Below are 25,686 nucleotides of genomic sequence, written 5' to 3' on the forward strand. Positions count from 1 at the left end.
ATGTCTCGTATTGGTAAAAAGATTCTTGAAATCCCTGCAGGTGTTACTATTACAGTTGCAGAAGACAATACTGTAACAGTAAAAGGCCCTAAAGGTGAATTAACTCGTACTTTCAAAACTGATATGTCTATCAAAATTGAAGAAAATACACTAACAGTTGAGCGTCCATCTGAACAGAAGGAACACCGTGCATTACACGGTACAACTCGTGCTTTAATCGGAAACATGGTTGAAGGTGTAACTACAGGTTTTGCACGCGGACTTGAATTAGTCGGTGTTGGTTACCGTGCTCAAAAACAAGGTGATAAACTTGTTTTAAGCGTAGGTTATTCTCATCCAGTAGAAATGACTCCAGAAGCAGGACTTGAAGTTGAAGTACCTGTACCAACTAAAATCGTAATTAAAGGTATCGACAAGCAACGTGTTGGCGAATTTGCTGCTAACATCCGTGCTGTACGTGCTCCTGAGCCATATAAAGGTAAAGGTATTCGTTACGAAGGCGAAGTTGTTCGTCGTAAAGAAGGTAAAACTGCTAAGTAAACCCGTTAGGTGAAAGAAAGGAGTGACAAGAATGATCACTAAAGCTGCTAAAAATGCGACTCGTAAGAAAAGACATGCACGTGTACGTGCTAAACTTACTGGTACTGCAGAACGTCCACGTTTAAACGTGTACCGTTCTAACCAACATATTTACGCTCAAGTTATTGATGATGTAAATGGTGTAACATTAGTAAGTGCATCTACTCTTGATAAAGACCTTGCTCTTAACGGTACTAGCAATACTGAAGCTGCTACGAAAGTTGGAGAATCAGTTGCTAAGCGTGCTGTAGAGAAAGGCGTTAAAGAAGTAGTATTTGATCGCGGTGGTTACTTATACCATGGCCGTGTTAAAGCTCTAGCTGAAGCTGCTCGTGAGGCTGGATTACAATTTTAATGGTCAAAGGAGGGAAAATTGATGCAACGCATTGACCCAAGTAAATTAGAACTTGAAGAACGTGTAGTTACGATAAATCGTGTCGCGAAAGTTGTTAAGGGTGGTCGTCGTTTCCGCTTTGCTGCACTAGTTGTAGTTGGCGATAAAAACGGTCATGTTGGATTCGGTACTGGTAAAGCACAAGAGGTACCAGACGCAATCCGTAAAGCTATCGAAGACGCTAAGAAAAACCTAATCGCTGTACCATTAGTTGGTACAACAATTCCACATACAATCAACGGTCATTTTGGAGCTGGTGAAGTATTCTTAAAACCTGCTGCTGAGGGTACTGGTGTTATTGCTGGTGGACCTGTTCGTGCGGTACTAGAATTAGCTGGTGTACAAGATATTCTTTCGAAATCTCTTGGTACTAACACACCAATCAACATGATTCGCGCTACTGTGAACGGATTAAGCGAACTTAAGCGCGCTGAAGATGTTGCAAAATTACGCGGTAAATCTGTAGAAGAGCTACTAGGTTAAGGAGGGAAAACAAATGGCGAAAAAGTTAGAAATTACCCTCACTCGTAGTGTAATTGGTCGTCCACAAGATCAACGTGCGACGGTAGAAGCTTTAGGTCTTAAAAAGTTGAATTCAACTGTAGTTAAGGAAGAAACTCCTGCTATTCTTGGTATGATCAACAAAGTTTCTCACCTTATCTCTGTAAAAGAAGCTTAAGGATAACTCATTAATATAAGGAGGTGCCTGGGAATGAAACTTCATGAATTAAAACCTGCAGAAGGTTCTCGTAAAGTACGTAACCGTGTCGGTCGTGGTATCGGTTCTGGTAACGGTAAAACTGCTGGTAGAGGTCATAAAGGACAAAACGCACGTTCTGGCGGCGGTGTTCGTCTTGGCTTCGAAGGTGGTCAAACTCCACTATTCCGTCGTTTACCAAAACGCGGCTTCACAAACATTAACCGTAAAGAGTTTACTATTGTAAACTTATCAACGTTAAATCGTTTTGAAGATGGTACAGAAGTAACACCTGAATTATTGCTGGAAACTGGCGTTATCAGCAAGTTAAACGACGGTGTTAAAATTCTTGCAAGCGGAGCAGTAGAGAAAAAATTAACTGTTAAAGCGCACAAGTTCTCTTCAAGTGCTAAAGAAGCAATTGAAGCAGCTGGCGGATCAGTTGAGGTGATCTAATGTTTCGTACAATCTCCAACTTTATGCGCGTTGCTGAGATAAGACGTAAAATATTATTCACTTTAGCGATGTTAGTCGTATTCAGGATTGGCACGTTTATCCCAGTGCCATTTACAAATGGAGACGTACTGAAAGCACAAGATCAATTAAATGCCTTAGGTATCCTAAATACATTTGGCGGTGGCGCCTTGAAGAACTTCTCCATCTTCGCGATGGGAATCATGCCGTATATTACAGCATCCATCATCGTGCAATTATTGCAGATGGATGTTGTTCCTAAATTTTCGGAATGGTCGAAGCAAGGCGAAATGGGCCGTCGTAAACTAACGCAATTCACGCGTTACTTTACAATTGTTCTTGCGTTTATTCAGGGGTTTGGTATGTCAATCGGTTTTAACGGTATGGTAGGTGGGCAATTAATTTTGAATCCAGGTTGGAGCACTTATTTATACATTGCTACGGTACTGACTGCTGGTACTGCATTTTTAATGTGGTTAGGTGAACAGATTACATCTAAAGGTGTAGGTAATGGTATTTCCATTCTTATCTTTGGTGGTATTGCCGCAGCGATCCCAAGTGTTATATCTCAAGTGTATCAACAACAGTTTCAAAATATCGGAGATCAATTGTTCATGAGTATCGTTAAAGTTGCATTGATTTTACTAGCTGTGCTAGCAGTTATTGTTGGTGTTATTTTCATTCAACAGGCTGTTAGAAAGATCCCAATTCAATACGCGAAGCGTGTAACAGGAGGGAATGGGAATCATGCTGGAGCACAAAACACTCATTTACCACTTAAGGTAAATAGTGCGGGTGTTATTCCAGTCATTTTTGCTGTTTCATTCTTAATTACGCCTCCAACTATTGCACAGTTCTTCCCGAAACATGATGTATCGCAGTGGATTATTGCAAACTTTAACTATTCTCACCCAGTGGGAATGATCATATATGTTGCGCTCATTGTAGCCTTCACATACTTCTATGCATTTGTTCAGGTTAATCCAGAGCAAATGTCAGAGAATCTAAACAAGCAAGGTGGATATGTTCCAGGTATTCGTCCGGGTAAGAATACAGAACAATATCTAACAAAAATCTTGTATCGTTTGACCTTTGTGGGATCAATTTTCCTAGCAGCGATTGCAATCTTACCAGTTATCTTTACGAAATTGGGAAATCTTCCTCCATCTGCACAGATTGGTGGAACGAGTATGTTAATCGTTGTCGGCGTTGCTTTAGAAACAATGAAGCAGCTAGAAAGCCAATTGGTAAAACGCCATTACAAAGGGTTTATCAAGCAGTGAGTAAGTGGGAAGAACTGTCTTCCCTACATGCTCATGTACTGAGGGGGAACAAGGATGAACTTGATTTTAATGGGGCTTCCTGGTGCTGGTAAAGGTACACAAGCCGAACAGATTGTTGCCAAGTATAACATCCCTCACATCTCAACAGGAGATATGTTCCGTGCAGCTATGAAGGCTGAAACTGAACTTGGTTTACAAGCAAAATCTTTTATTGATAAAGGTGCGCTTGTTCCAGATGAAGTTACAATTGGAATTGTTCGTGAACGTTTAAGCCAAGAAGACTGTATTAAAGGCTTCTTATTAGATGGTTTCCCACGAACTGTTGCACAAGCATCAGCTCTTGAAGAGATTATGAAAGATCTTGGCAAAAAAATCGACTATGTTTTAAACATTAATGTGGATTCAGGATTGTTATTAACACGCCTTACAGGCCGTCGCATTTGTAAAGAATGCGGTGCAACTTACCACTTAGAATTCAATCCGCCAGCAAAAGCTGATGTGTGCGATAAATGTGGTGGCGAATTATATCAACGCTCTGATGACAATGAAGAAACTGTAGCAAATCGTTTAGATGTAAATATTAAGCAAACAAAACCTTTGCTTGATTTCTACGAGGAGCTTGGCTACTTACAAAGCATTAATGGTGAGCAAGATATCAATAAAGTATTTGCTGATATCGATGTTCTCATCGGAGGCTTAGCGTAATGATCATCTGCAAAACTCCTCGCGAGATAGAAATCATGCGAGAAGCTGGCAGGATCGTTGCTTTAACTCATCAAGAGTTGAAACAACATATTACTCCAGGAATTACAACGAAAGAGCTCGATCAAATAGCGGAAAAGACGATTCGAAAATATGGTGCTACGCCATCTTTTAAAGGATACAACGGATTTCCGGGGAGCATTTGTGCTTCTGTAAATGAAGAGCTTGTACACGGGATTCCAGGGAAGCGTAAGCTCGAAGAGGGCGATATCATCAGTATCGATATTGGTGCGAAATACAATGGGTACCATGGAGATTCTGCATGGACGTATCCAGTTGGAAACATTTCTGAATCTGTTCAAAAGCTACTTGATGTCACAGAAAAATCGTTGTATCTTGGTCTAGAACAAGTAAAACCAGACGAAAGATTATCAAATATCTCGCATGCGGTTCAAACACATGCTGAAGAGAATGGGTTCTCGATCGTTAGGGAGTATGTTGGTCACGGAATCGGGCAAGACTTACATGAGGACCCTCAAATCCCGCACTATGGTCCACCAAATAGAGGCCCTAGATTAAAGCCGGGAATGGTCATCTGTGTTGAGCCGATGGTGAATCAAGGAAGACGATATGTAAAAACACTATCTGATGACTGGACAGTGGTAACGGTAGATGGTAAATGGTGTGCCCATTTTGAGCACACGATTGCTCTTACAGAAGCAGGATACGAAATCCTTACCACTTTATAAGTAGCTGGCTCTCCGGGATTTCAGAGCAGTGTAAAATGTTACTGATTTGAAGAAGGGAGAACTATTGAATGGCTAAAGATGATGTAATTGAAGTCGAAGGTACCGTTCTTGAAACGTTGCCAAATGCTATGTTCAAAGTAGAATTAGAGAATGGGCATGTCGTATTGGCTCACGTTTCTGGTAAAATCCGTATGAACTTCATTCGTATTTTACCAGGAGACAAAGTTACGGTAGAATTATCTCCGTACGATTTAAATCGTGGTCGTATTACGTACCGTTTTAAATAATATAGCACTCCGTAATCTTTAAGGAGGTTCGAGACATGAAAGTAAGACCGTCAGTTAAACCAATCTGCGAAAAATGTAAAGTTATTCGTAGACGTGGAAAAGTAATGGTTATTTGTGAAAACCCTAAACATAAACAAAAACAAGGTTAATCAGAAGGAGGTGCATTCAGAATGGCACGTATCGCAGGTGTAGATATTCCTCGTGACAAGCGCGTTGTTATTTCTTTAACTTACGTATTCGGCATTGGTCGCACAACTGCTGAAAAAATTATTACAGAAGCTGGTATTTCTTCGGAAACACGAGTTCGTGATTTATCGGAAGATGAATTAGGACGTATCCGTGATATCATCGATCGTATTAAAGTTGAGGGAGACCTTCGTCGTGAAGTATCTCTTAACATTAAACGTCTAATGGAGATCGGTTCTTACCGTGGTCTTCGTCACCGTCGTGGTTTACCAGTTCGTGGTCAAAACTCTAAAAACAATGCTCGTACACGTAAAGGTCCACGTCGTACAGTAGCAAATAAAAAGAAATAATAAGTAAAGGAGGTTGAACTAACAATGGCACGTAAAACAAACACTCGTAAAAAACGTGTGAAAAAGAATATTGAAGCTGGTATAGCTCATATTCGTTCTACTTTCAACAACACAATCGTAACACTTACAGATACTCATGGTAACGCACTTTCTTGGTCTAGTGCTGGTGCACTTGGTTTCCGTGGATCTCGTAAATCTACTCCATTCGCTGCGCAAATGGCTGCTGAAGCTGCTTCTAAAGTTGCAATGGAGCATGGTTTAAAAACTTTAGAGGTTACTGTTAAAGGTCCTGGTGCTGGTCGTGAAGCTGCAATTCGTGCTCTTCAAGCGGCAGGTCTAGAAGTAACAGCAATTAGAGATGTTACTCCAGTTCCTCATAATGGATGTCGTCCACCAAAACGTCGTCGTGTGTAATTTTTCTGTATAGAATTTTCCCTTTTGTCTATAATGGATATGATGCATTATCGAGAAATTTCGTACAGAAACATCGCTTGTTGTGCACAATCGGGAACTGCCTAAGGGGGACTTTCGGTTAAACAGAGGTTCTTCCTTTGTTTAACCGGGGTTTCGACGTTTTGAAGGAGGGTTTAGTTAATGATTGAAATCGAAAAACCGAAAATCGAAACGGTTGAACTTAACGAAGATGCTAAGTATGGCAAATTCGTGATTGAACCGCTTGAGCGTGGATATGGTACTACTTTGGGTAACTCCTTACGTCGTATTCTTTTATCCTCACTCCCTGGTGCCGCTGTAACTGCTATCCAAATCGATGGCGTTTTACACGAATTTTCAACAGTTGAGGGCGTAGTAGAAGACGTTACGACGATGATCTTAAACTTGAAAAAGTTAGCTCTTAAAATCTACTCTGAAGAAGAGAAGACGTTGGAAATCGATGTACAGGGCGAAGGTATTGTCACAGCTGCTGATATTACTCACGATAGTGATGTTGAAATCTTAAATCCAGATTTACACATTGCGACGTTAGCAAAAAATGCGCATTTCCGCATGCGTTTAACTGCAAAGCGTGGCCGTGGGTATACGCCAGCTGATGCAAATAAAAGCGAAGATCAACCAATAGGAGTAATTCCTATTGATTCTATTTATACTCCAGTATCACGTGTGACTTACCAAGTGGAAAAGACACGTGTCGGACAAGTGGCTAATTATGATAAGCTTACGCTTGATGTATGGACGGATGGAAGCATCGGGCCAAAAGAAGCTATCTCTTTAGGTGCCAAAATCTTAACTGAGCATTTAAATATCTTTGTTGGTTTAACTGACGAAGCACAAAATGCTGAGATTATGGTCGAGAAGGAAGAAGATCAAAAAGAAAAAGTTCTTGAGATGACTATCGAAGAACTAGATCTTTCTGTTCGTTCTTATAATTGCCTAAAACGTGCAGGAATTAATACTGTACAAGAGCTTGCGAACAAAACAGAAGAAGATATGATGAAAGTTCGTAACTTAGGACGTAAATCCTTAGAAGAAGTTAAACATAAACTTGAGGAATTAGGTTTAGGTTTACGTAAAGACGACTGAGGATTTAAACCCATCAACAAAGGAGGGAACTACGAATGGCATACAGAAAATTAGGCCGTACAAGTGCGCAACGTAAAGCTATGTTACGTGATTTAGCTACTGATTTAATTATCAACGAGCGCATCCAAACGACAGAAACTCGTGCAAAAGAACTTCGTTCTGTAGTGGAAAAAATGATCACTTTAGGTAAACGCGGAGATCTTCATGCTCGTCGTCAAGCAGCAGCTTTCATCCGTAATGAGGTTGCTAACGCTGAGACTGGTCAAGATGCACTTCAAAAATTATTCGCTGATGTAGCTCCACGCTATGCTGAGCGCCAAGGCGGATACACTCGTATTGCAAAAATTGGTCCACGTCGCGGAGACGCAGCACCAATGGTAATTATCGAGTTAGTATAATGATGATTAAAAGGGCAGGACAGTTCTTTTCAAGTAACTGGTCATGGCCCTTTTTTTTTAAGTATAAAAATAGGCTAACTTGACGAAAGAAAGGGTGCCTTGTATTGAAAAAAGAGAAACTTCGGACAGAAAATATATCATTTCAATATCCTGGGGCAGCCTCTTATGCATTAAAAGATGTTTCGTTTTCCTTATATGAAGGAGAATGGGTATCTGTTATTGGACAAAATGGTTCAGGGAAGTCTACACTTGCAAAATTATTGAATGGCTTATTTTTACCGGAATCAGGGAAAATTACTTTAAATGATACAATGATTTTATCAGAGGAAACAGTATGGGATGTTCGAAAGCAAATTGGCATGGTATTTCAAAATCCAGATAATCAATTTGTTGGAACGACAGTACAAGATGACGTTGTATTCGGCCTAGAGAACATCGGAATGCCAAGGGAGCAGATGATAGAAAGACTAGAACAAGCTCTGCAACTTGTCCGTATGGAAGATTTTTTAAATGAAGAACCCCATTCATTATCTGGTGGACAAAAGCAGCGAGTCGCAATAGCAGGTGTTCTAGCACTTCAACCATCTATTTTAATACTAGATGAAGCAACTTCAATGTTAGACCCTCAGGGGAGACGTGAAGTAGTAGAAACGGTCAGACAACTTGTTGATCAAAAGGGTATTACGGTATTATCGATTACGCACGATTTAGAAGAAGCGGCACAGTCAGACCGTATTATTATTTTGAACAAGGGAGAAATATTAGAGGAAGGTACTCCAGAGCAAATTTTCAAATCCTCTCATATGCTCCAAGAGATTGGATTAGATGTACCTTTTTCGGTGAAAATAGCAGAATTATTAAAAAGAAATGAAATTCACTTGCAAAATACGCATCTTACAATGGAAAGCTTGGTGAACGAACTTTGGAGATTACATTCCAAAAAGTAGAACATCGTTATCAATATAAAACTCCATTTGAAAGACGCGCACTTTATGATGTAGACGTGTCGTTTCCAAGTGGGGGCTATTATGCCATTATCGGTCATACTGGTTCAGGTAAGTCGACGATGATTCAACATTTAAATGGTTTATTGCAGCCGACAAATGGTACGGTTCAAATTGGTGAACATTTAATTTCAGCAGGGAAGAAAGAGAAAAAGCTTAAGCCGCTACGAAAAAAAGTAGGGGTTGTCTTTCAGTTTCCAGAACATCAACTATTTGAAGAAACAGTTGAAAAGGACATTTGTTTTGGACCGACTAATTTTGGTGTATCTGAAGAAGAGGCAAAACAAAAGGCGAAAGATGCGATCCAGCTTGTTGGATTGGACATAGAGTTATTAGCACGTTCTCCGTTTGAATTAAGCGGTGGGCAAATGAGGCGTGTTGCAATAGCAGGCGTACTTGCGATGGAACCCGAAGTGCTTGTATTAGATGAACCTACAGCAGGGCTTGATCCAAAAGGACAGCACGAGCTCATGGAGATGTTTTACAATTTGCATAAGGAACAGGGGCTTACAGTCATTCTTGTTACCCATAATATGGAGGATGCCGCTAAGTATGCAGATCAAATAGTGGTCATGCATAAAGGAACGGTCTTTTTGCAAGGAAGAGCAGAGGAAGTATTTTCATATGCTGATGAATTAGAACAAATCGGTGTGGATCTTCCAATGTCTTTAAAGTATAAACGTGCAATTGAAGAGAAGTTTGGTATTTCAATTTCGAAGGCTACCTTATCTTTAGAGGATCTTACTCATGAAGTTGTACAGGTGTTACGAAAAGGTGGTCATGAATCATGCAGCAGTTGATTATTGGGAGATATATTCCAGGTCAGTCACTCATTCATCAACTTGATCCTCGTACGAAGCTGTTGATTGTCTTTTTATATGTATTTGTTGTTTTCTTAGCAAATAATGCGATTTCATATGGATTTTTATTTTTATATGCACTCATTGCTTTATTTTTTGCAAAAGTGCCGATTCGTTATATACTTTCGGGCTTAAAACCAATTCTGTGGATTTTTCTTTTTACATTTTTCCTGCATATTTTTACAAATAAAGAAGGGGAAGTACTATTCCAGCTTGGTTGGTTTTCGATACATGAAAAAGGATTAGAGCAAGGGATATACATTTCTATACGATTCTTCGTTATTATTTTGATGACGACATTATTAACGTTAACGACGACACCTATTGAAATTACAGATGGGTTGGAGACGTTATTAAAGCCGTTCAAGCGTATAAAAGTTCCTGTTCATGAAATCGCATTAATGATGTCAATTTCACTACGTTTTATCCCGACATTAATGGATGAAACGAGTAAAATTATGAAAGCACAAGCGTCACGTGGCATTGATTTCGCCGGGGGACCGATAAAAGATAGGATGAAAGCTATTATCTCACTACTCGTTCCATTATTTATCAGTGCTTTTAAGCGTGCAGAGGACTTGGCGATTGCGATGGAATCTCGTGGATATAAAAGTGGCGAAGGACGTACTAAATTTAGGCAACTACGCTGGAAAATAAGTGATACAGTAACAATTGTAAGCTTACTTTGTTTAGCTTGTATTTTGGCATGGGTGCGGTCGTAATGGAGAATAGAGAAATGGAAAGAATAAAATGTACAGTTGCATATGATGGCATTCATTTTTGTGGTTACCAAATTCAACCACAGCATCGGACTGTTCAACAAGAAATAGAGAAAGCATTGCAGAAGTTGCATAAAGGAGAACTTGTTCGTGTGCAGGCATCAGGCAGAACGGATTCTACCGTTCACGCCAAAGGACAAGTGATACACTTTGATACACCTTTGTCTCTTGAAGAGTGGCAATGGAGTAATGCTTTAAATACAATGTTGCCGGATGATATTATTATCAGGCAGGTAGAGAAGAAAACAGAAGAATTTCATGCACGTTACGGTGTCGAGAAAAAAGAATATCGCTATCGTGTATTATTATCAAAGACTGCGGATGTATTCCGTAGAAATTACGTATATCAATATCCATATCCGCTCGAAATAAACTCTATAAGAAAAGCGATTCCTTATTTTATTGGAACGCATGACTTTACTTCTTTTTGTTCGGCAAAAACTGACAAAAAAGATAAAGTGCGAACAATTTATGAAATTGAATTAATTGAGCAAGACGATGAATTAATTTTTCGCTTTGTAGGTAATGGATTTTTATATAATATGGTCAGAATTATTGTTGGTACGTTACTTAGCGTAGGTCAAGGAAAGCTTGATCCGGATAGTATTCCAGAGATTTTAGCGAAACAAAATCGCCAGTTTGCTGGAAAGATGGCTCCAGGTCATGGACTTTACTTATGGCAGGTAAACTATAACAACTAATCCTGGTGTAACATTTGCTTGACATTAGAAACTCAAAAGTATATCATAACATATGGTATTGTTTCTAAAACCACGATTAGCCCCGGAAGGAAATCGTGTTTAAGATAAACAATAGATTTTTTCTATGGAAAAGATAACGAGGAGGGAAACACATGCGTACGACTTTTATGGCAAAAGCTAACGAAGTTGAGCGTAAATGGTATGTGGTTGATGCTGAAGGTCAAACTTTAGGTCGCCTATCTACTGAAGTAGCATCCATTTTACGTGGTAAACACAAACCAACATTTACACCACACGTTGACACGGGTGATCATGTAATTATTATTAACGCTGAGAAAATTCATTTAACAGGTAATAAATTAAACGATAAAATTTACTACCGTCACACTAACCACCCAGGTGGACTTAAGCAAAGAACAGCTCTAGAAATGCGTACAAACTACCCTGTACAAATGTTAGAGCTTGCAATTAAAGGCATGCTTCCAAAAGGACGTTTAGGACGTCAAGTGTCTAAGAAATTAAACGTGTATGCTGGAGCAGAGCATCCACACCAAGCACAACAACCAGAAGTTTACGAACTTCGCGGATAATTAATTAAAGGAGGGCTTACTTTGGCACAGGTTCAATACTATGGCACTGGACGTCGTAAGAGTTCAGTAGCGCGCGTACGCCTAGTTCCAGGCGAAGGACGCGTTATTATTAACGGTCGTGATTTTGAAAACTATATCCCATTTGCTGCATTACGTGAAGTAGTGAAACAACCTCTAGTTGCAACAGAAACTTTAGGTAACTACAATGTACTTGTAAACGTAAATGGTGGTGGATACACTGGTCAAGCTGGTGCTATTCGTCACGGTATTTCTCGCGCTTTATTAAAAGCTGATCCAGAATACCGTCTAACATTAAAACGTGCGGGTCTATTAACTCGTGACGCACGTATGAAAGAGCGTAAAAAATACGGTCTTAAAGGCGCACGTCGTGCACCTCAGTTCTCAAAACGTTAATTTTTGCGAACTACAAACCCCAACCATTTTGGTTGGGGTTTTTTTATGTTTAATTCTTCTTTTGTAATTTTTTTAGCTTGGAATATTTTAGTGCTACCGTCCTACGTATGCTTCTTCTTTAGAAGTTTAGACTAATACGTATTAGGGAGGTTTATAAGTACTATGAATGTCATTATCAGCTTACAAGAAAAACAAAAAGAAAAGCAGTTAAAATACGAGCGGAAGATGCTGCGAGAATTATCATTAAAAACATTGCGTTTAAATATTCGTGATGCCTTTCAGATGCAAGAACTTCATCGTCAGTATGAAGATTATTGCATTGAACTAGGGATAGAATCTTATTTATTAGGAGCGAGATACAGTAAATTTGGTTATCATGGCGAATCATTCTTTGATGTGAAATATAGGGCTTTAGAAGAAGAACAACAATTAACTGAAACGTTATTTCAATTTTTAACGAGTATGACTATACGTGAAATTAAGTTGCAAGACGAGGAATTGCTTTTTGAATCTTGCCAGCAGTTTATCGGTTTGTGGTGGCAGGAAGGCTATGAAAAAGGCGAAAGAAGATATCGATTAAAGCTACACTAAGACAAGCATAAACTTTCCTCTTGTCCCATATAAGTAATTAGAGGGACTAGCTGGAGGAGGAAAGGTATGAAGAGAATTCGAATTATCTCTTTTGCGCTCGCTGCGGTTATTTTGTTTTTTTTAGTTAAACAAGAATTTCAAATTACAAAATCGTGGCGAGCTTGGAATTTACCCTTATCAGGGAAAGTGATTGTACTAGATGCTGGGCATGGTGGGCCAGACGGAGGGGCTGTTGGTGGAAAGGATATTGTAGAAAAAGATATTACACTTGAGATTACAAAAAAGGTACAAGATTATTTACAAGAACAAGGTGCTTTAGTTATTTTAACGCGTGAAGGAGATTATGATTTAGCTAATAAAGATACAAAGTCATATAGTAGACGTAAAGCAGAGGATTTAAAAAAGCGTGTTGAGATCATTAATAAGCCTGATGTAGACTTTTTTGCGAGTATTCATTTAAATGCCCTAACTAGTAGTGGATCTAAGGGCGCACAAACGTTCTACTATCGTTCTTCGATTGAAAATGAACGGGCTGCGAAATTTATACAAGCTGAATTGAGAACAAGCTTAGAAAATACGAATCGTTCTGCTAAAACAATTCCTCACGTGTATTTATTGAAGTATGCCAAAACACCAGGTGCTTTAATTGAGGCTGGCTTTTTATCGAATGTGAATGAAAGATATATGTTAAATTCGGAGAAATACCAACAAAAAGTAGCTGCTGCAATATATCGTGGTATATTAAGGTATTTTACAGAAAAAGGAAATCCTCCAGAATAAGGAGGATTTTTTCAAGTTTCTCTCGTTAACGAAGTTTTCCGAAAATATGTTATACTGGAAATGTAAACGCATTTATTTCAAAAATAAAGAGAGATAAATTTAATTAACAATACGTTATTTTTCATACAGGGGGCTGGGCTAATTATGGTAACAAAAGAGCAGGTAGTGGAAGCATTGGAAGGGATTGTAGATCCGTTTATACATAAAACGTTAAAAGAAACAAATGCAATTAAAGAGGTGACAGTCAAGCCTGAGAAGGAACATGTAAGTGTTAAAATTGCAATTGTAAAGACGGGTACAGCGGAACAAATGCAGTTGCAGTCTGGAATTGTAAAGTTAGTAAAAGAACTTGGAGCAACAACAGTTGGACTTCGTTTTGCAGAATTTACAGAAGAGGAATTAGCTCAGTTTGCACCACCGCAAGAGGAAGAGAAAAGTGAATCCTTATTATCACCGAACTCAAATACAACATTTTTAGCAGTGGCAAGTGGAAAAGGTGGAGTAGGGAAATCAACTGTTTCTGTTAACCTTGCAATTGCTTTAGCTCGTTTAGGCAAAAAGGTTGGTATCATCGACGCGGATATTTACGGTTTTAGTGTACCGGATATGATGGGTATAGAAAAACGTCCAATCGTAAGAGGTGATAAGATAATACCAGTGGAGCGTCTAGGCGTGAAAGTAATCTCAATGGGATTCTTTGTAGAAGATAACGCACCTGTTATTTGGAGAGGACCAATGCTTGGGAAAATGTTAAATCACTTTTTCACAGAAGTAGAGTGGGGTGATTTAGATTACTTAGTATTGGACCTACCACCAGGTACGGGTGATGTTGCTTTAGATGTACATTCGATGTTGCCGGCTTGTAAAGAGATTATTGTAACAACGCCGCATCCAACAGCGGCATTTGTAGCAGCGCGCGCTGGAGCCATGGCTTTACGTACAGAACATAGTATTCTTGGTGTTGTTGAAAATATGGCGTATTTTGAAAGTAAAGCAACTGGTGAAAAAGAGTATGTGTTTGGAAGAGGTGGAGGAGATAAATTGGCTACGGAACTCCAAACGGATATACTTGGCCGAATTCCACTTCAACAACCTGATTGGAATAAAGAGGACTTTGCGCCTTCAGTATATGAAGATACACATACAACTGGTCTCATTTATCGTACGATAGCTGAGACAGTTATTGATAAAACAGCTGTCGCGCAAAACTAAAGTAGTAATGAGTGGACAATATATACATTGTCCACTCATTGCTATAATTTTTATTATTGTTCTTTGTTCCCATCTTGAGAACCGCCTTCACCACCTGCGCCTTTCTTATCAGACCCACCTTTTTCGGCTTTTTGTACACCTTTACTAATGATGTCAATCATCTTAGCTTGGAAGAGAGGACTTTCGGCAGTTTCAGTTAGTACTTGCTGTAAATATTGACGATATTCTTTACTCTTCATTGTTTGTAACATAATTTTCTCTACTTCAGGATTTTTCATAATCTCTATAACACCTGATTGGTATTCAGGATCTTTTAGTAAAGTTTTCATTAAGTTTGTTTGTTCTTTTCCCATACTTTTAGCAAATTTCGATGAGAACTCAGGGTCTTTAAAGAGCTTTTCCCAGAATTGTTGCCCTTTTTCAGATACCAGTGCATCTTCAATCGTTTTCTTTACTACTGTTTCATCTAGTATGAGTGCTTGTTTCATTTTTTCATCAGTTAATACATCTTGGATTGCTTTTTTTCCTTGATCGGTTTTTAAAATATCAACAATCATTTTTTTTGTTTGATCATAATCAAGTTCGGATTTTGCTTCTTTTTCTTGTGCACATGCCGCTAGTGCTATAAATAGAAAAGAAGAAATCAAAACGAGCAGCATCCGTTTCATAAGTTGGAGCTCCTTTCAGCAAAGTTCTCTTTTTTTAATATAAATCTCTTTAAGGAATTTATACATTAACATGGCTAGCTTTTTGAAATTGTCATTGTTACAATTTAATTAGAAATATAAGAATAATGGGGGATGTGTTGTGAATAGCCGCAAGTGGGTACGACTATTTTTTACGACGTTGTTTCTTGGTGGGATTAGCACAGTCTTTATTGGTTTTGTTTTAGAGTGGGACAAGTACGCTGAATTTTTTCAAAATTTCGACGGAAAAGAGATTTTAGCAATTTCCTTTTGGTTGATGGGCGTAGGATTTATTTTTAGTGTTATAAGTCAAATGGGGTTCTTTGCGTATTTAACGATCCATCGTTTTGGATTAGGGATGTTTCGGTCATCTTCTTTATGGAATACAGTGCAACTGTTCTTTATTGCGTTCGTATTATTTGATTTCGTTTATTTAAGGTCAGTACTTGTTGCAAATGGGGAAGTTTCATTAGGGAATAACATACTTGTTGCTGGGATGTTATTTGTGTTTGGGGCAATTGTCGCTTATATAAAGAGTAAAGAAACGAATAAAAAAGCATTTGTTCCCGCTCTGTTCTTTATGGTTGTTGTAACAATTCTTGAATGGGTACCAGCGCTCCGGATTAATGATACAGATTGGTTATATTTAATGGTGATACCACTTTTATTATGTAATTCATATCAGTTACTTGTATTGCATCGCTTAATTGGACAAAAGAGTAAGTCAGCTTAATGAGGAGAGTGGATTTTTAATTATCCAGATTCTTATCGTCTGTAAATGCTAGGATAAAAAAGCTCTGCTATCTTAACAAAAGATAGCAGAGCTTTTTATGTGTGAAGAACCGTGTAGAAAGGAACTACTTAATATCTTCACTTTTTGTACTTGTGTTGGAAATAAGTTGTGATACAGATGTTTGTTCATATCCGTCGCTCTTTAATTTTTGTAAGAGTAATGGTAAAGCCTTATTTGTTTGAAGGGCAGAATCAGAAGCATGTAATAAGACGATATCTCCACCCTTTAAATTGCTAGAGACTGTGGAAATGATTTTATTTACGCCGGGATTTTTCCAGTCATTTGAATTGTTACTCCAATGAACGATGGTGTATCCGAGTGATTCCGCTATTTTAAGAGTTGTTTTGTTAAAATCGCCACTAGGTGGACGTAATAGCTTGACTTGTTTTACGCCAAGTTTCGTAAAAACATCTTGTGCCCGCAAAAGATCTCGTCGTATTTCATTTGCTTCTAGTGAAGTGTAGGATGTGTAATTATAGCCCATACTACCAATCTCATGTCCATCTTTCATGATGCGTTCGACAATATCAGGGTGTCTTTCAGCCCATGCAGCAGAGAGAAAGAAGGTTGCATTCTTAATTTCTCTTTCTTTGAGTGTATTAAGGATTGGAATAGCTTTTTTGTCCCCCCAACTAATGTCAAACGTGAATGCAACTTGTTTTTTTGCAGTGTCCCCTTTGTAAATCACTTTAGGGCCAGTAGCAGTTGAAAAAGCAGATTCATGTGAATATGTTTTTAAAAAGAGTAGCCATGCTGTAAATAAGGAAAGTACGATTATTAAGCTAATGTGTTTAAATGTTCTTTTACTCGTAATAAAAAAGAAAAACATAATATTACGCCCCTTTGTCCAATCCTTTTCAGTTACATATATGCTTTAAATTAAAAAAAGAGAACAAGGGATTAATATCGTAAGTGGTGGATATAATGAGTGATAGAATTTTGTTTTTTGATGATACATTATTGATAATTGAAAATGAGTGGGGCGTTTATCGGTACACGTAAGGAGTTATTGGGGTGATAATTTGCTTGGGATTATGTTGACGAAGGAAGAGAAAAAAGAAATGGAATACATACTGAAGAGAGAGTTAGAGGAACTTTTATTTGATTTTGAAGATGAGCGTATACATAGCGTTGTAAAAAAGGCGATGGAAGAAAGGTATAAAATCATTTTTTGTTTATTTCGGAGAGTTGCTAATAGGGAAGAATGTATTCGTTATGTAAGAAAAAGAATTTTTTATTAAAAAGTATTGACGTTAATAATGAGTATATGATAAATTAATAAACGTCGCTGATGCAGAAACGCAGAAAACGGCGAAAAAGAAATTGAAAAACTTAGTTGACATCGAAAAATGAAGATGTTAATATAAGGAAGTCGCAAATGAGCGACCAAGTAGTTCTTTGAAAACTGAACGAAACAAACAACGTGAACGTCAATTTTTATTTTTAGATGCTAGACAAACTAACTTTATTGGAGAGTTTGATCCTGGCTCAGGATGAACGCTGGCGGCGTGCCTAATACATGCAAGTCGAGCGAATGGATTAAGAGCTTGCTCTTATGAAGTTAGCGGCGGACGGGTGAGTAACACGTGGGTAACCTACCCATAAGACTGGGATAACTCCGGGAAACCGGGGCTAATACCGGATAATATTTTGAACTGCATAGTTCAAAATTGAAAGGCGGCTTCGGCTGTCACTTATGGATGGACCCGCGTCGCATTAGCTAGTTGGTGAGGTAACGGCTCACCAAGGCGACGATGCGTAGCCGACCTGAGAGGGTGATCGGCCACACTGGGACTGAGACACGGCCCAGACTCCTACGGGAGGCAGCAGTAGGGAATCTTCCGCAATGGACGAAAGTCTGACGGAGCAACGCCGCGTGAGTGATGAAGGCTTTCGGGTCGTAAAACTCTGTTGTTAGGGAAGAACAAGTGCTAGTTGAATAAGCTGGCACCTTGACGGTACCTAACCAGAAAGCCACGGCTAACTACGTGCCAGCAGCCGCGGTAATACGTAGGTGGCAAGCGTTATCCGGAATTATTGGGCGTAAAGCGCGCGCAGGTGGTTTCTTAAGTCTGATGTGAAAGCCCACGGCTCAACCGTGGAGGGTCATTGGAAACTGGGAGACTTGAGTGCAGAAGAGGAAAGTGGAATTCCATGTGTAGCGGTGAAATGCGTAGAGATATGGAGGAACACCAGTGGCGAAGGCGACTTTCTGGTCTGTAACTGACACTGAGGCGCGAAAGCGTGGGGAGCAAACAGGATTAGATACCCTGGTAGTCCACGCCGTAAACGATGAGTGCTAAGTGTTAGAGGGTTTCCGCCCTTTAGTGCTGAAGTTAACGCATTAAGCACTCCGCCTGGGGAGTACGGCCGCAAGGCTGAAACTCAAAGGAATTGACGGGGGCCCGCACAAGCGGTGGAGCATGTGGTTTAATTCGAAGCAACGCGAAGAACCTTACCAGGTCTTGACATCCTCTGAAAACTCTAGAGATAGAGCTTCTCCTTCGGGAGCAGAGTGACAGGTGGTGCATGGTTGTCGTCAGCTCGTGTCGTGAGATGTTGGGTTAAGTCCCGCAACGAGCGCAACCCTTGATCTTAGTTGCCATCATTAAGTTGGGCACTCTAAGGTGACTGCCGGTGACAAACCGGAGGAAGGTGGGGATGACGTCAAATCATCATGCCCCTTATGACCTGGGCTACACACGTGCTACAATGGACGGTACAAAGAGCTGCAAGACCGCGAGGTGGAGCTAATCTCATAAAACCGTTCTCAGTTCGGATTGTAGGCTGCAACTCGCCTACATGAAGCTGGAATCGCTAGTAATCGCGGATCAGCATGCCGCGGTGAATACGTTCCCGGGCCTTGTACACACCGCCCGTCACACCACGAGAGTTTGTAACACCCGAAGTCGGTGGGGTAACCTTTATGGAGCCAGCCGCCTAAGGTGGGACAGATGATTGGGGTGAAGTCGTAACAAGGTAGCCGTATCGGAAGGTGCGGCTGGATCACCTCCTTTCTATGGAGAATTGATGAACGCAGTTCATCAATAAACGTTGACTTGTTTTGTTTCGTTCAGTTTTGAGAGAACTATCTCTCAAGTTTAAATGTATGTTCTTTGAAAACTAGATAACAGTGTAGCTCATATTTTTTTAATTTTAGTTTGGTTAAGTTAGAAAGGGCGCACGGTGGATGCCTTGACACTAGGAGTCGATGAAGGACGGGACTAACGCCGATATGCTTCGGGGAGCTGTAAGTAAGCTTTGATCCGAAGATTTCCGAATGGGGAAACCCACTATACGTAATGGTATGGTATCCTTACCTGAATACATAGGGTATGGAAGACAGACCCAGGGAACTGAAACATCTAAGTACCTGGAGGAAGAGAAAGCAAATGCGATTTCCTGAGTAGCGGCGAGCGAAACGGAATCTAGCCCAAACCAAGAGGCTTGCCTCTTGGGGTTGTAGGACATTCTATACGGAGTTACAAAGGAACGAGGTAGACGAAGCGACCTGGAAAGGTCCGTCACAGAGGGTAATAACCCCGTAGTCGAAACTTCGTTCTCTCTTGAATGTATCCTGAGTACGGCGGAACACGTGAAATTCCGTCGGAATCTGGGAGGACCATCTCCCAAGGCTAAATACTCCCTAGTGATCGATAGTGAACCAGTACCGTGAGGGAAAGGTGAAAAGCACCCCGGAAGGGGAGTGAAAGAGATCCTGAAACCGTGTGCCTACAAATAGTCAGAGCCCGTTAATGGGTGATGGCGTGCCTTTTGTAGAATGAACCGGCGAGTTACGATCCCGTGCGAGGTTAAGCTGAAGAGGCGGAGCCGCAGCGAAAGCGAGTCTGAATAGGGCGTTTAGTACGTGGTCGTAGACCCGAAACCAGGTGATCTACCCATGTCCAGGGTGAAGTTCAGGTAACACTGAATGGAGGCCCGAACCCACGCACGTTGAAAAGTGCGGGGATGAGGTGTGGGTAGCGGAGAAATTCCAATCGAACCTGGAGATAGCTGGTTCTCCCCGAAATAGCTTTAGGGCTAGCCTTAAGTGTAAGAGTCTTGGAGGTAGAGCACTGATTGAACTAGGGGTCCTCATCGGATTACCGAATTCAGTCAAACTCCGAATGCCAATGACTTATCCTTAGGAGTCAGACTGCGAGTGATAAGATCCGTAGTCAAGAGGGAAACAGCCCAGATCGCCAGCTAAGGTCCCAAAGTGTGTATTAAGTGGAAAAGGATGTGGAGTTGCTTAGACAACTAGGATGTTGGCTCAGAAGCAGCCACCATTTAAAGAGTGCGTAATAGCTCACTAGTCGAGTGACTCTGCGCCGAAAATGTACCGGGGCTAAATACACCACCGAAGCTGCGAATTGATACCAATGGTATCAGTGGTAGGGGAGCGTTCTAAGTGCAGTGAAGTCAGACCGGAAGGACTGGTGGAGCGCTTAGAAGTGAGAATGCCGGTATGAGTAGCGAAAGACGGGTGAGAATCCCGTCCACCGAATGCCTAAGGTTTCCTGAGGAAGGCTCGTCCGCTCAGGGTTAGTCAGGACCTAAGCCGAGGCCGACAGGCGTAGGCGATGGACAACAGGTTGATATTCCTGTACCACCTCTTTATCGTTTGAGCAATGGAGGGACGCAGAAGGATAGAAGAAGCGTGCGATTGGTTGTGCACGTCCAAGCAGTTAGGCTGATAAGTAGGCAAATCCGCTTATCGTGAAGGCTGAGCTGTGATGGGGAAGCTCCTTATGGAGCGAAGTCTTTGATTCCCCGCTGCCAAGAAAAGCTTCTAGCGAGATAAAAGGTGCCTGTACCGCAAACCGACACAGGTAGGCGAGGAGAGAATCCTAAGGTGTGCGAGAGAACTCTGGTTAAGGAACTCGGCAAAATGACCCCGTAACTTCGGGAGAAGGGGTGCTTTCTTAACGGAAAGCCGCAGTGAATAGGCCCAAGCGACTGTTTAGCAAAAACACAGGTCTCTGCGAAGCCGTAAGGCGAAGTATAGGGGCTGACACCTGCCCGGTGCTGGAAGGTTAAGGAGAGGGGTTAGCGTAAGCGAAGCTCTGAACTGAAGCCCCAGTAAACGGCGGCCGTAACTATAACGGTCCTAAGGTAGCGAAATTCCTTGTCGGGTAAGTTCCGACCCGCACGAAAGGTGTAACGATTTGGGCACTGTCTCAACCAGAGACTCGGTGAAATTATAGTACCTGTGAAGATGCAGGTTACCCGCGACAGGACGGAAAGACCCCGTGGAGCTTTACTGTAGCCTGATATTGAATTTTGGTACAGTTTGTACAGGATAGGCGGGAGCCATTGAAACCGGAGCGCTAGCTTCGGTGGAGGCGCTGGTGGGATACCGCCCTGACTGTATTGAAATTCTAACCTACGGGTCTTATCGACCCGGGAGACAGTGTCAGGTGGGCAGTTTGACTGGGGCGGTCGCCTCCTAAAGTGTAACGGAGGCGCCCAAAGGTTCCCTCAGAATGGTTGGAAATCATTCGTAGAGTGCAAAGGCATAAGGGAGCTTGACTGCGAGACCTACAAGTCGAGCAGGGACGAAAGTCGGGCTTAGTGATCCGGTGGTTCCGCATGGAAGGGCCATCGCTCAACGGATAAAAGCTACCCCGGGGATAACAGGCTTATCTCCCCCAAGAGTCCACATCGACGGGGAGGTTTGGCACCTCGATGTCGGCTCATCGCATCCTGGGGCTGTAGTCGGTCCCAAGGGTTGGGCTGTTCGCCCATTAAAGCGGTACGCGAGCTGGGTTCAGAACGTCGTGAGACAGTTCGGTCCCTATCCGTCGTGGGCGCAGGAAATTTGAGAGGAGCTGTCCTTAGTACGAGAGGACCGGGATGGACGCACCGCTGGTGTACCAGTTGTTCTGCCAAGGGCATAGCTGGGTAGCTATGTGCGGAAGGGATAAGTGCTGAAAGCATCTAAGCATGAAGCCCCCCTCAAGATGAGATTTCCCATAGCGTCAGCTAGTAAGATCCCTGAAAGATGATCAGGTTGATAGGTTCGAGGTGGAAGCATGGTGACATGTGGAGCTGACGAATACTAATAGATCGAGGACTTAACCATATAATATGAAGCTAATGTTATCTAGTTTTGAAGGAATATATATTTAAAATTCCTTTTGACATTCTCAAAAGAATGTGTATAATGATAAAAGTCTGGTAATGATGGCAGAGAGGTCACACCCGTTCCCATACCGAACACGGAAGTTAAGCTCTCTAGCGCCGATGGTAGTTGGGACCTTGTCCCTGTGAGAGTAGGACGTTGCCAGGCTTATATTATTCCGCAGTAGCTCAGCGGTAGAGCTATCGGCTGTTAACCGATCGGTCGTAGGTTCGATTCCTACCTGCGGAGCCATTATGCTTCCATAGCTCAGCTGGTAGAGTACTTCCATGGTAAGGAAGAGGTCACCGGTTCAAGCCCGGTTGGAAGCTTGGGAAAAGTTTTGTTTTTTTTTTGGCCCGTTGGTCAAGTGGTTAAGACACCGCCCTTTCACGGCGGTAACACGGGTTCGAATCCCGTACGGGTCACCACTTTTGGAGGATTAGCTCAGCTGGGAGAGCACCTGCCTTACAAGCAGGGGGTCGGCGGTTCGATCCCGTCATCCTCCACCATATATTTTTAAATGTCGGAGGGGTAGCGAAGTGGCTAAACGCGGCGGACTGTAAATCCGCTCCTTTGGGTTCGGCAGTTCGAATCTGCCCCCCTCCACCATTTTCTTTAAAATAACCTGAGAGGGTTTATTTTTTTGAAAAGATAACCATACTAGTAAATATTAATGGGCTATAGCCAAGCGGTAAGGCAACGGACTTTGACTCCGTCATGCGCTGGTTCGAATCCAGCTAGCCCAGCCATTTACGAGCCATTAGCTCAGTTGGTAGAGCATCTGACTTTTAATCAGAGGGTCGAAGGTTCGAATCCTTCATGGCTCACCATTTTCGCGGAAGTAGTTCAGTGGTAGAATACAACCTTGCCAAGGTTGGGGTCGCGGGTTCGAATCCCGTCTTCCGCTTAATTACTAAGGGGCCTTAGCTCAGCTGGGAGAGCGCCTGCCTTGCACGCAGGAGGTCAGCGGTTCGATCCCGCTAGGCTCCATATAAATAGGAAAAGCTTACATCAAATGATGTAAGCTTTTTTTGTGTTTAAATTCCACTCAAAAAGGAAACTTTTCCGTATATCGTTTAAAATGAAAAAAAGGGATTGAATAAGGGGGGATAATTATGAAAGTTGTCATTGCATCGGATTCATATAAAGAAAGCCTGAAAGCTATAGAGGTATGTGAAGCTATTGAAAGGGGCTTTGCAGCAGTTTTTCCTAAAGCAGAGTACGTTAAAGTACCAATTGGAGATGGAGGCGAAGGAACGGTTGAATCTCTTGTTGGTGCTACAATGGGGGAAATTATATCACTTAATGTGACAGGGCCGCTTGGGGAGAGTGTGCAAGCCTATTATGGTATGTCTAAGGATAAGGAGACAGCATTTATTGAAATGGCGGCAGCATCAGGATTACAACACGTTCCAATTGAAAAGAGAAACCCACTTATTACAACGACAAAAGGGACAGGTGAACTGATATTACATGCATTAGATCAAGGAGCTAAACACATTATTTTAGGGCTTGGAGGAAGTGCTACAAATGATGGTGGGGCAGGTATGTTGTCTGCTTTAGGCGTAGAGTTTATTAATAGGAAAGGTGAAGTAATTGAGCCCTCTGGAGGAACATTACATTTGATTACTGCTCTTAACCTTTCTCGTATGGATACACGTTTGAAGGATATAAAGCTAGAAGCAGCATGTGATGTCGACAATCCATTAGTTGGACCAAAGGGAGCGTCTTTTGTATTTGGGAGACAAAAGGGTGCGAATGTAGAGATGATGAAAGAGCTAGACGGGAATTTAAAACATTATGCTAATATACTTAAACAGTACGTATCTTTTGATGTGTCCCTAATACCTGGTGCAGGGGCAGCTGGAGGAATGGGAGCCGCTGTCGTTGCAGTACTAAAGGGACAGCTAAGAAAAGGGATTGAAATTGTATTAGATTATACAAATTTTGATAAGTGTATAGAGGGTGCAGATCTTATTGTAACTGGTGAGGGAAGGATAGATGAACAAACAGCTTATGGAAAAGCTCCTGTTGGTGTCGCGAAGCGGGCGAAATGCCGTCATATTCCTGTAATTGCTATTGGTGGATCTGTATCTCCGAACTATACAATTGTTTATGAAAAGGGAATTGATGCAGTATTTAGTATTACAGCAAGTCCAATGACATTAGAAGAGGCATATAAAAGGGCAGAAGAGAATATAGAAATGACAGCGAGAAATATTGCAGCAGTGTGGAAACTAGCATCAAAAAATCGCTTCCAAATGTAGAAGTGTTTTTTTATCCAGTTATTTGAGGGTATCTTGTGTAATCCTAGGTGGTGATGGAGAAAGGCACGGATAAAAATATTAGCTGATAGAAAAGTTAGTTGGTTCATTAAGTTAACTTTATACATAGAATAGTTTAAAAATCGGGAGTCCAACGTAAATATAAGTGAATAAAATGTATATCCATGCAGAAAAATGTCGAGTTGAGTCAGACTATATAAAAGATTTAAAATATTTAGTGAAGGCATAAAAGGGGGATACTATCTATGAAAAAAGAAATCTCAGTTATTGGAGTTCCAATGGATTTAGGACAGATGCGTCGCGGGGTTGATATGGGACCAAGCGCGATCCGTTATGCAGGGGTAGTTGAAAGAATTGAACAAATTGGATATGACGTAAAAGATATGGGAGATATATGTATAGAGAGAGAAAAAGAAGTAGATGAAAATACAAAGTTACGAAACCTTACTCAAGTTGCAACTGTATGTAATGAACTAGCGACTAAGGTTGATCATATTATAGAAGAAGGTCGTTTTCCACTTGTATTAGGCGGTGATCATAGTATTGCTATCGGTACGCTAGCTGGTGTGGCGAAACATTATAAAAATTTAGGTGTTATTTGGTATGATGCACACGGTGATTTAAATACAGAAGAAACATCACCATCTGGAAATATTCACGGTATGTCACTTGCTGCAAGTTTAGGTTATGGACATTCTTCACTTGTAGATTTATACGGGGCATACCCGAAAGTAAAAAAAGAGAACGTTGTAATTATAGGTGCACGTGCATTAGATGAAGGAGAAAAGGACTTTATTCGTGAAGAAGGCATTAAAGTATTCTCAATGCATGAAATTGATCGTATGGGTATGACGGCTGTTATGGAAGAAACAATTGCATATTTATCTCATACTGACGGTGTTCATTTATCATTAGATTTAGATGGGCTTGATCCTCATGACGCACCAGGAGTTGGAACACCTGTAATTGGTGGTCTATCTTATCGTGAAAGCCACTTAGCGATGGAGATGTTAGCAGAAGCTGATATTGTTACATCTGCTGAATTTGTTGAAGTAAATACGATTTTAGATGAGAGAAACAGAACAGCAACAACAGCGGTTGCTTTAATGGGTTCTTTGTTCGGTGAAAAACTAAAATAAATGTAAGAAAAGCAACTGAGAAGTTGCTTTTTTTATTTGAAAATAGGCGTATAATAATGACTTATATTATACTGTAGGATAAGAAAGTTT

At 41.1% G+C, this 25,686-nt stretch carries 29 protein-coding genes, 9 tRNA genes and 3 rRNA genes; 39 read left to right on the plus strand and 2 right to left on the minus strand.

Annotation, left to right across the window (positions count from 1 at the left end):
- From rplF to JFU23_RS16410, 23 genes are all read left to right on the plus strand, one after another.
- Nucleotides 1–540: a 50S ribosomal protein L6 gene (gene rplF, locus JFU23_RS16300; protein ID WP_002063425.1), complete on the plus strand. Its 540-nt coding sequence runs from the start codon at nt 1–3 to the stop codon at nt 538–540.
- Between the two features lie 31 nt (nt 541–571).
- The gene (gene rplR, locus JFU23_RS16305) at nt 572–934 is read left to right on the plus strand and encodes a 50S ribosomal protein L18 (RefSeq protein ID WP_002009761.1); all 363 of its coding nucleotides are present in this window, start codon (nt 572–574) and stop codon (nt 932–934) included.
- Nucleotides 935–955: 21 nt separating this feature from the next.
- Nucleotides 956–1,456: a 30S ribosomal protein S5 gene (gene rpsE, locus JFU23_RS16310; RefSeq protein ID WP_002063426.1), complete on the plus strand. Its 501-nt coding sequence runs from the start codon at nt 956–958 to the stop codon at nt 1,454–1,456.
- A 13-nt stretch (nt 1,457–1,469) separates the two neighbouring features.
- Nucleotides 1,470–1,652: a 50S ribosomal protein L30 gene (rpmD, locus tag JFU23_RS16315; protein WP_002009757.1), complete on the plus strand. Its 183-nt coding sequence runs from the start codon at nt 1,470–1,472 to the stop codon at nt 1,650–1,652.
- Nucleotides 1,653–1,685: 33 nt separating this feature from the next.
- Nucleotides 1,686–2,126 (plus strand): 50S ribosomal protein L15, encoded by a 441-nt coding sequence (gene rplO, locus JFU23_RS16320; protein WP_002009754.1) that lies wholly within the window; start codon nt 1,686–1,688, stop codon nt 2,124–2,126.
- Complete coding sequence (secY, locus tag JFU23_RS16325; RefSeq protein WP_002091534.1) at nt 2,126–3,427, plus strand: preprotein translocase subunit SecY; 1,302 nt, start codon at nt 2,126–2,128, stop codon at nt 3,425–3,427. The genes rplO and secY overlap by 1 nt, the downstream gene beginning before the upstream one ends.
- A gap of 54 nt (nt 3,428–3,481) precedes the next feature.
- Nucleotides 3,482–4,132, plus strand: coding sequence for an adenylate kinase (locus JFU23_RS16330; RefSeq protein WP_002063428.1), 651 nt, complete (start codon nt 3,482–3,484; stop codon nt 4,130–4,132).
- A complete protein-coding gene (map, locus tag JFU23_RS16335) occupies nt 4,132–4,878 on the plus strand; it encodes a type I methionyl aminopeptidase (protein WP_016094046.1) in 747 nt (248 codons plus the stop codon). Before JFU23_RS16330 ends, map begins: the two co-directional genes overlap by 1 nt.
- A gap of 68 nt (nt 4,879–4,946) precedes the next feature.
- On the plus strand, nt 4,947–5,165 hold the full coding sequence (gene infA, locus JFU23_RS16340; protein ID WP_001029884.1) for a translation initiation factor IF-1: 219 nt from the start codon (nt 4,947–4,949) through the stop codon (nt 5,163–5,165).
- A 35-nt stretch (nt 5,166–5,200) separates the two neighbouring features.
- Nucleotides 5,201–5,314 (plus strand): 50S ribosomal protein L36, encoded by a 114-nt coding sequence (rpmJ, locus tag JFU23_RS16345; protein WP_000868344.1) that lies wholly within the window; start codon nt 5,201–5,203, stop codon nt 5,312–5,314.
- A 21-nt stretch (nt 5,315–5,335) separates the two neighbouring features.
- Entirely contained in the window at nt 5,336–5,701 is a 366-nt protein-coding gene (rpsM, locus tag JFU23_RS16350; RefSeq protein ID WP_002063431.1) for a 30S ribosomal protein S13, read from the plus strand.
- Between the two features lie 24 nt (nt 5,702–5,725).
- Nucleotides 5,726–6,115, plus strand: a complete 390-nt coding sequence (rpsK, locus tag JFU23_RS16355; RefSeq protein ID WP_002009745.1) for a 30S ribosomal protein S11 — start codon at nt 5,726–5,728, stop codon at nt 6,113–6,115.
- Nucleotides 6,116–6,295: 180 nt separating this feature from the next.
- Nucleotides 6,296–7,240 carry a DNA-directed RNA polymerase subunit alpha gene (locus JFU23_RS16360; RefSeq protein ID WP_002009743.1) on the plus strand — a complete coding sequence of 315 codons (945 nt, stop codon included), beginning with the start codon at nt 6,296–6,298 and terminating at the stop codon, nt 7,238–7,240.
- Nucleotides 7,241–7,275: 35 nt separating this feature from the next.
- Nucleotides 7,276–7,638 (plus strand): 50S ribosomal protein L17, encoded by a 363-nt coding sequence (rplQ, locus tag JFU23_RS16365; protein ID WP_000331490.1) that lies wholly within the window; start codon nt 7,276–7,278, stop codon nt 7,636–7,638.
- Nucleotides 7,639–7,742: 104 nt separating this feature from the next.
- Complete coding sequence (locus JFU23_RS16370) at nt 7,743–8,585, plus strand: energy-coupling factor ABC transporter ATP-binding protein (RefSeq protein WP_002009740.1); 843 nt, start codon at nt 7,743–7,745, stop codon at nt 8,583–8,585.
- Nucleotides 8,561–9,442 (plus strand): energy-coupling factor ABC transporter ATP-binding protein, encoded by an 882-nt coding sequence (locus JFU23_RS16375; protein ID WP_002124690.1) that lies wholly within the window; start codon nt 8,561–8,563, stop codon nt 9,440–9,442. The genes JFU23_RS16370 and JFU23_RS16375 overlap by 25 nt, the downstream gene beginning before the upstream one ends.
- Nucleotides 9,430–10,224: an energy-coupling factor transporter transmembrane component T family protein gene (locus JFU23_RS16380; RefSeq protein ID WP_201032304.1), complete on the plus strand. Its 795-nt coding sequence runs from the start codon at nt 9,430–9,432 to the stop codon at nt 10,222–10,224. The genes JFU23_RS16375 and JFU23_RS16380 overlap by 13 nt, the downstream gene beginning before the upstream one ends.
- 14 nt (nt 10,225–10,238) lie before the next feature.
- Nucleotides 10,239–10,982, plus strand: a complete 744-nt coding sequence (gene truA / locus JFU23_RS16385) for a tRNA pseudouridine(38-40) synthase TruA (RefSeq protein ID WP_002124694.1) — start codon at nt 10,239–10,241, stop codon at nt 10,980–10,982.
- A 152-nt stretch (nt 10,983–11,134) separates the two neighbouring features.
- Nucleotides 11,135–11,572 (plus strand): 50S ribosomal protein L13, encoded by a 438-nt coding sequence (rplM, locus tag JFU23_RS16390; RefSeq protein ID WP_002029337.1) that lies wholly within the window; start codon nt 11,135–11,137, stop codon nt 11,570–11,572.
- 21 nt (nt 11,573–11,593) lie between these two features.
- Nucleotides 11,594–11,986, plus strand: a complete 393-nt coding sequence (gene rpsI / locus JFU23_RS16395; RefSeq protein ID WP_002009728.1) for a 30S ribosomal protein S9 — start codon at nt 11,594–11,596, stop codon at nt 11,984–11,986.
- Nucleotides 11,987–12,148: 162 nt separating this feature from the next.
- The gene (locus JFU23_RS16400) at nt 12,149–12,577 is read left to right on the plus strand and encodes a DUF2521 family protein (RefSeq protein WP_085308596.1); all 429 of its coding nucleotides are present in this window, start codon (nt 12,149–12,151) and stop codon (nt 12,575–12,577) included.
- A 66-nt stretch (nt 12,578–12,643) separates the two neighbouring features.
- Nucleotides 12,644–13,357, plus strand: coding sequence for an N-acetylmuramoyl-L-alanine amidase CwlD (gene cwlD, locus JFU23_RS16405; RefSeq protein WP_085308598.1), 714 nt, complete (start codon nt 12,644–12,646; stop codon nt 13,355–13,357).
- A 144-nt stretch (nt 13,358–13,501) separates the two neighbouring features.
- Nucleotides 13,502–14,569, plus strand: a complete 1,068-nt coding sequence (locus tag JFU23_RS16410; RefSeq protein ID WP_002029334.1) for an Mrp/NBP35 family ATP-binding protein — start codon at nt 13,502–13,504, stop codon at nt 14,567–14,569.
- Between the two features lie 53 nt (nt 14,570–14,622).
- Here JFU23_RS16410 and gerD read toward each other — a convergent pair whose 3' ends face one another.
- Entirely contained in the window at nt 14,623–15,237 is a 615-nt protein-coding gene (gene gerD, locus JFU23_RS16415; protein ID WP_002009716.1) for a spore germination lipoprotein GerD, read from the minus strand.
- A gap of 139 nt (nt 15,238–15,376) precedes the next feature.
- On the opposite strand from gerD, the gene kbaA reads away from it, so the two are divergent.
- Nucleotides 15,377–15,988 (plus strand): KinB signaling pathway activation protein KbaA, encoded by a 612-nt coding sequence (kbaA, locus tag JFU23_RS16420; protein WP_201032306.1) that lies wholly within the window; start codon nt 15,377–15,379, stop codon nt 15,986–15,988.
- Nucleotides 15,989–16,112: 124 nt separating this feature from the next.
- On the opposite strand, the gene pdaB is transcribed toward kbaA, so the two are convergent.
- Nucleotides 16,113–16,877 (minus strand): polysaccharide deacetylase family sporulation protein PdaB, encoded by a 765-nt coding sequence (pdaB, locus tag JFU23_RS16425; RefSeq protein ID WP_002091556.1) that lies wholly within the window; start codon nt 16,875–16,877, stop codon nt 16,113–16,115.
- 193 nt (nt 16,878–17,070) lie between these two features.
- Here pdaB and JFU23_RS16430 point away from each other — a divergent pair, with 193 nt between their 5' ends.
- The 15 genes from JFU23_RS16430 to rocF all read left to right on the plus strand — a co-directional run bounded on the left by JFU23_RS16430 (nt 17,071) and on the right by rocF (nt 25,596).
- Complete coding sequence (locus JFU23_RS16430; protein WP_002139933.1) at nt 17,071–17,289, plus strand: hypothetical protein; 219 nt, start codon at nt 17,071–17,073, stop codon at nt 17,287–17,289.
- A gap of 224 nt (nt 17,290–17,513) precedes the next feature.
- Nucleotides 17,514–19,065, plus strand: a 16S ribosomal RNA gene (locus JFU23_RS16435).
- 146 nt (nt 19,066–19,211) lie between these two features.
- Nucleotides 19,212–22,133 (plus strand): 23S ribosomal RNA (locus tag JFU23_RS16440).
- A gap of 91 nt (nt 22,134–22,224) precedes the next feature.
- Nucleotides 22,225–22,340, plus strand: a 5S ribosomal RNA gene (gene rrf / locus JFU23_RS16445).
- Together the 16S, 23S and 5S rRNA genes with 9 tRNA genes alongside form the textbook arrangement of a ribosomal RNA operon.
- A gap of 9 nt (nt 22,341–22,349) precedes the next feature.
- Nucleotides 22,350–22,424: transfer RNA gene (locus JFU23_RS16450), tRNA-Asn, on the plus strand.
- A gap of 4 nt (nt 22,425–22,428) precedes the next feature.
- A tRNA-Thr gene (locus JFU23_RS16455) sits at nt 22,429–22,501 on the plus strand.
- Between the two features lie 24 nt (nt 22,502–22,525).
- Nucleotides 22,526–22,600: transfer RNA gene (locus JFU23_RS16460), tRNA-Glu, on the plus strand.
- A gap of 5 nt (nt 22,601–22,605) precedes the next feature.
- Nucleotides 22,606–22,681 (plus strand) — tRNA-Val (locus tag JFU23_RS16465).
- 16 nt (nt 22,682–22,697) lie between these two features.
- Nucleotides 22,698–22,781 (plus strand) — tRNA-Tyr (locus JFU23_RS16470).
- Between the two features lie 65 nt (nt 22,782–22,846).
- Nucleotides 22,847–22,921: transfer RNA gene (locus JFU23_RS16475), tRNA-Gln, on the plus strand.
- A 5-nt stretch (nt 22,922–22,926) separates the two neighbouring features.
- Nucleotides 22,927–23,002, plus strand: a tRNA-Lys gene (locus tag JFU23_RS16480).
- 5 nt (nt 23,003–23,007) lie between these two features.
- Nucleotides 23,008–23,079, plus strand: a tRNA-Gly gene (locus JFU23_RS16485).
- A gap of 10 nt (nt 23,080–23,089) precedes the next feature.
- A tRNA-Ala gene (locus JFU23_RS16490) sits at nt 23,090–23,162 on the plus strand.
- A gap of 125 nt (nt 23,163–23,287) precedes the next feature.
- Nucleotides 23,288–24,439: a glycerate kinase gene (locus tag JFU23_RS16495; RefSeq protein WP_201032307.1), complete on the plus strand. Its 1,152-nt coding sequence runs from the start codon at nt 23,288–23,290 to the stop codon at nt 24,437–24,439.
- Between the two features lie 263 nt (nt 24,440–24,702).
- Entirely contained in the window at nt 24,703–25,596 is an 894-nt protein-coding gene (gene rocF, locus JFU23_RS16500; protein WP_002029355.1) for an arginase, read from the plus strand.
- Nucleotides 25,597–25,686 lie beyond the last annotated feature (90 nt).

It is taken from the genome of Bacillus sp. TH50 (genome assembly GCF_016650565.1).
GTDB classification, from domain to species: Bacteria; Bacillota; Bacilli; order Bacillales; family Bacillaceae_G; genus Bacillus_A; species Bacillus_A mycoides.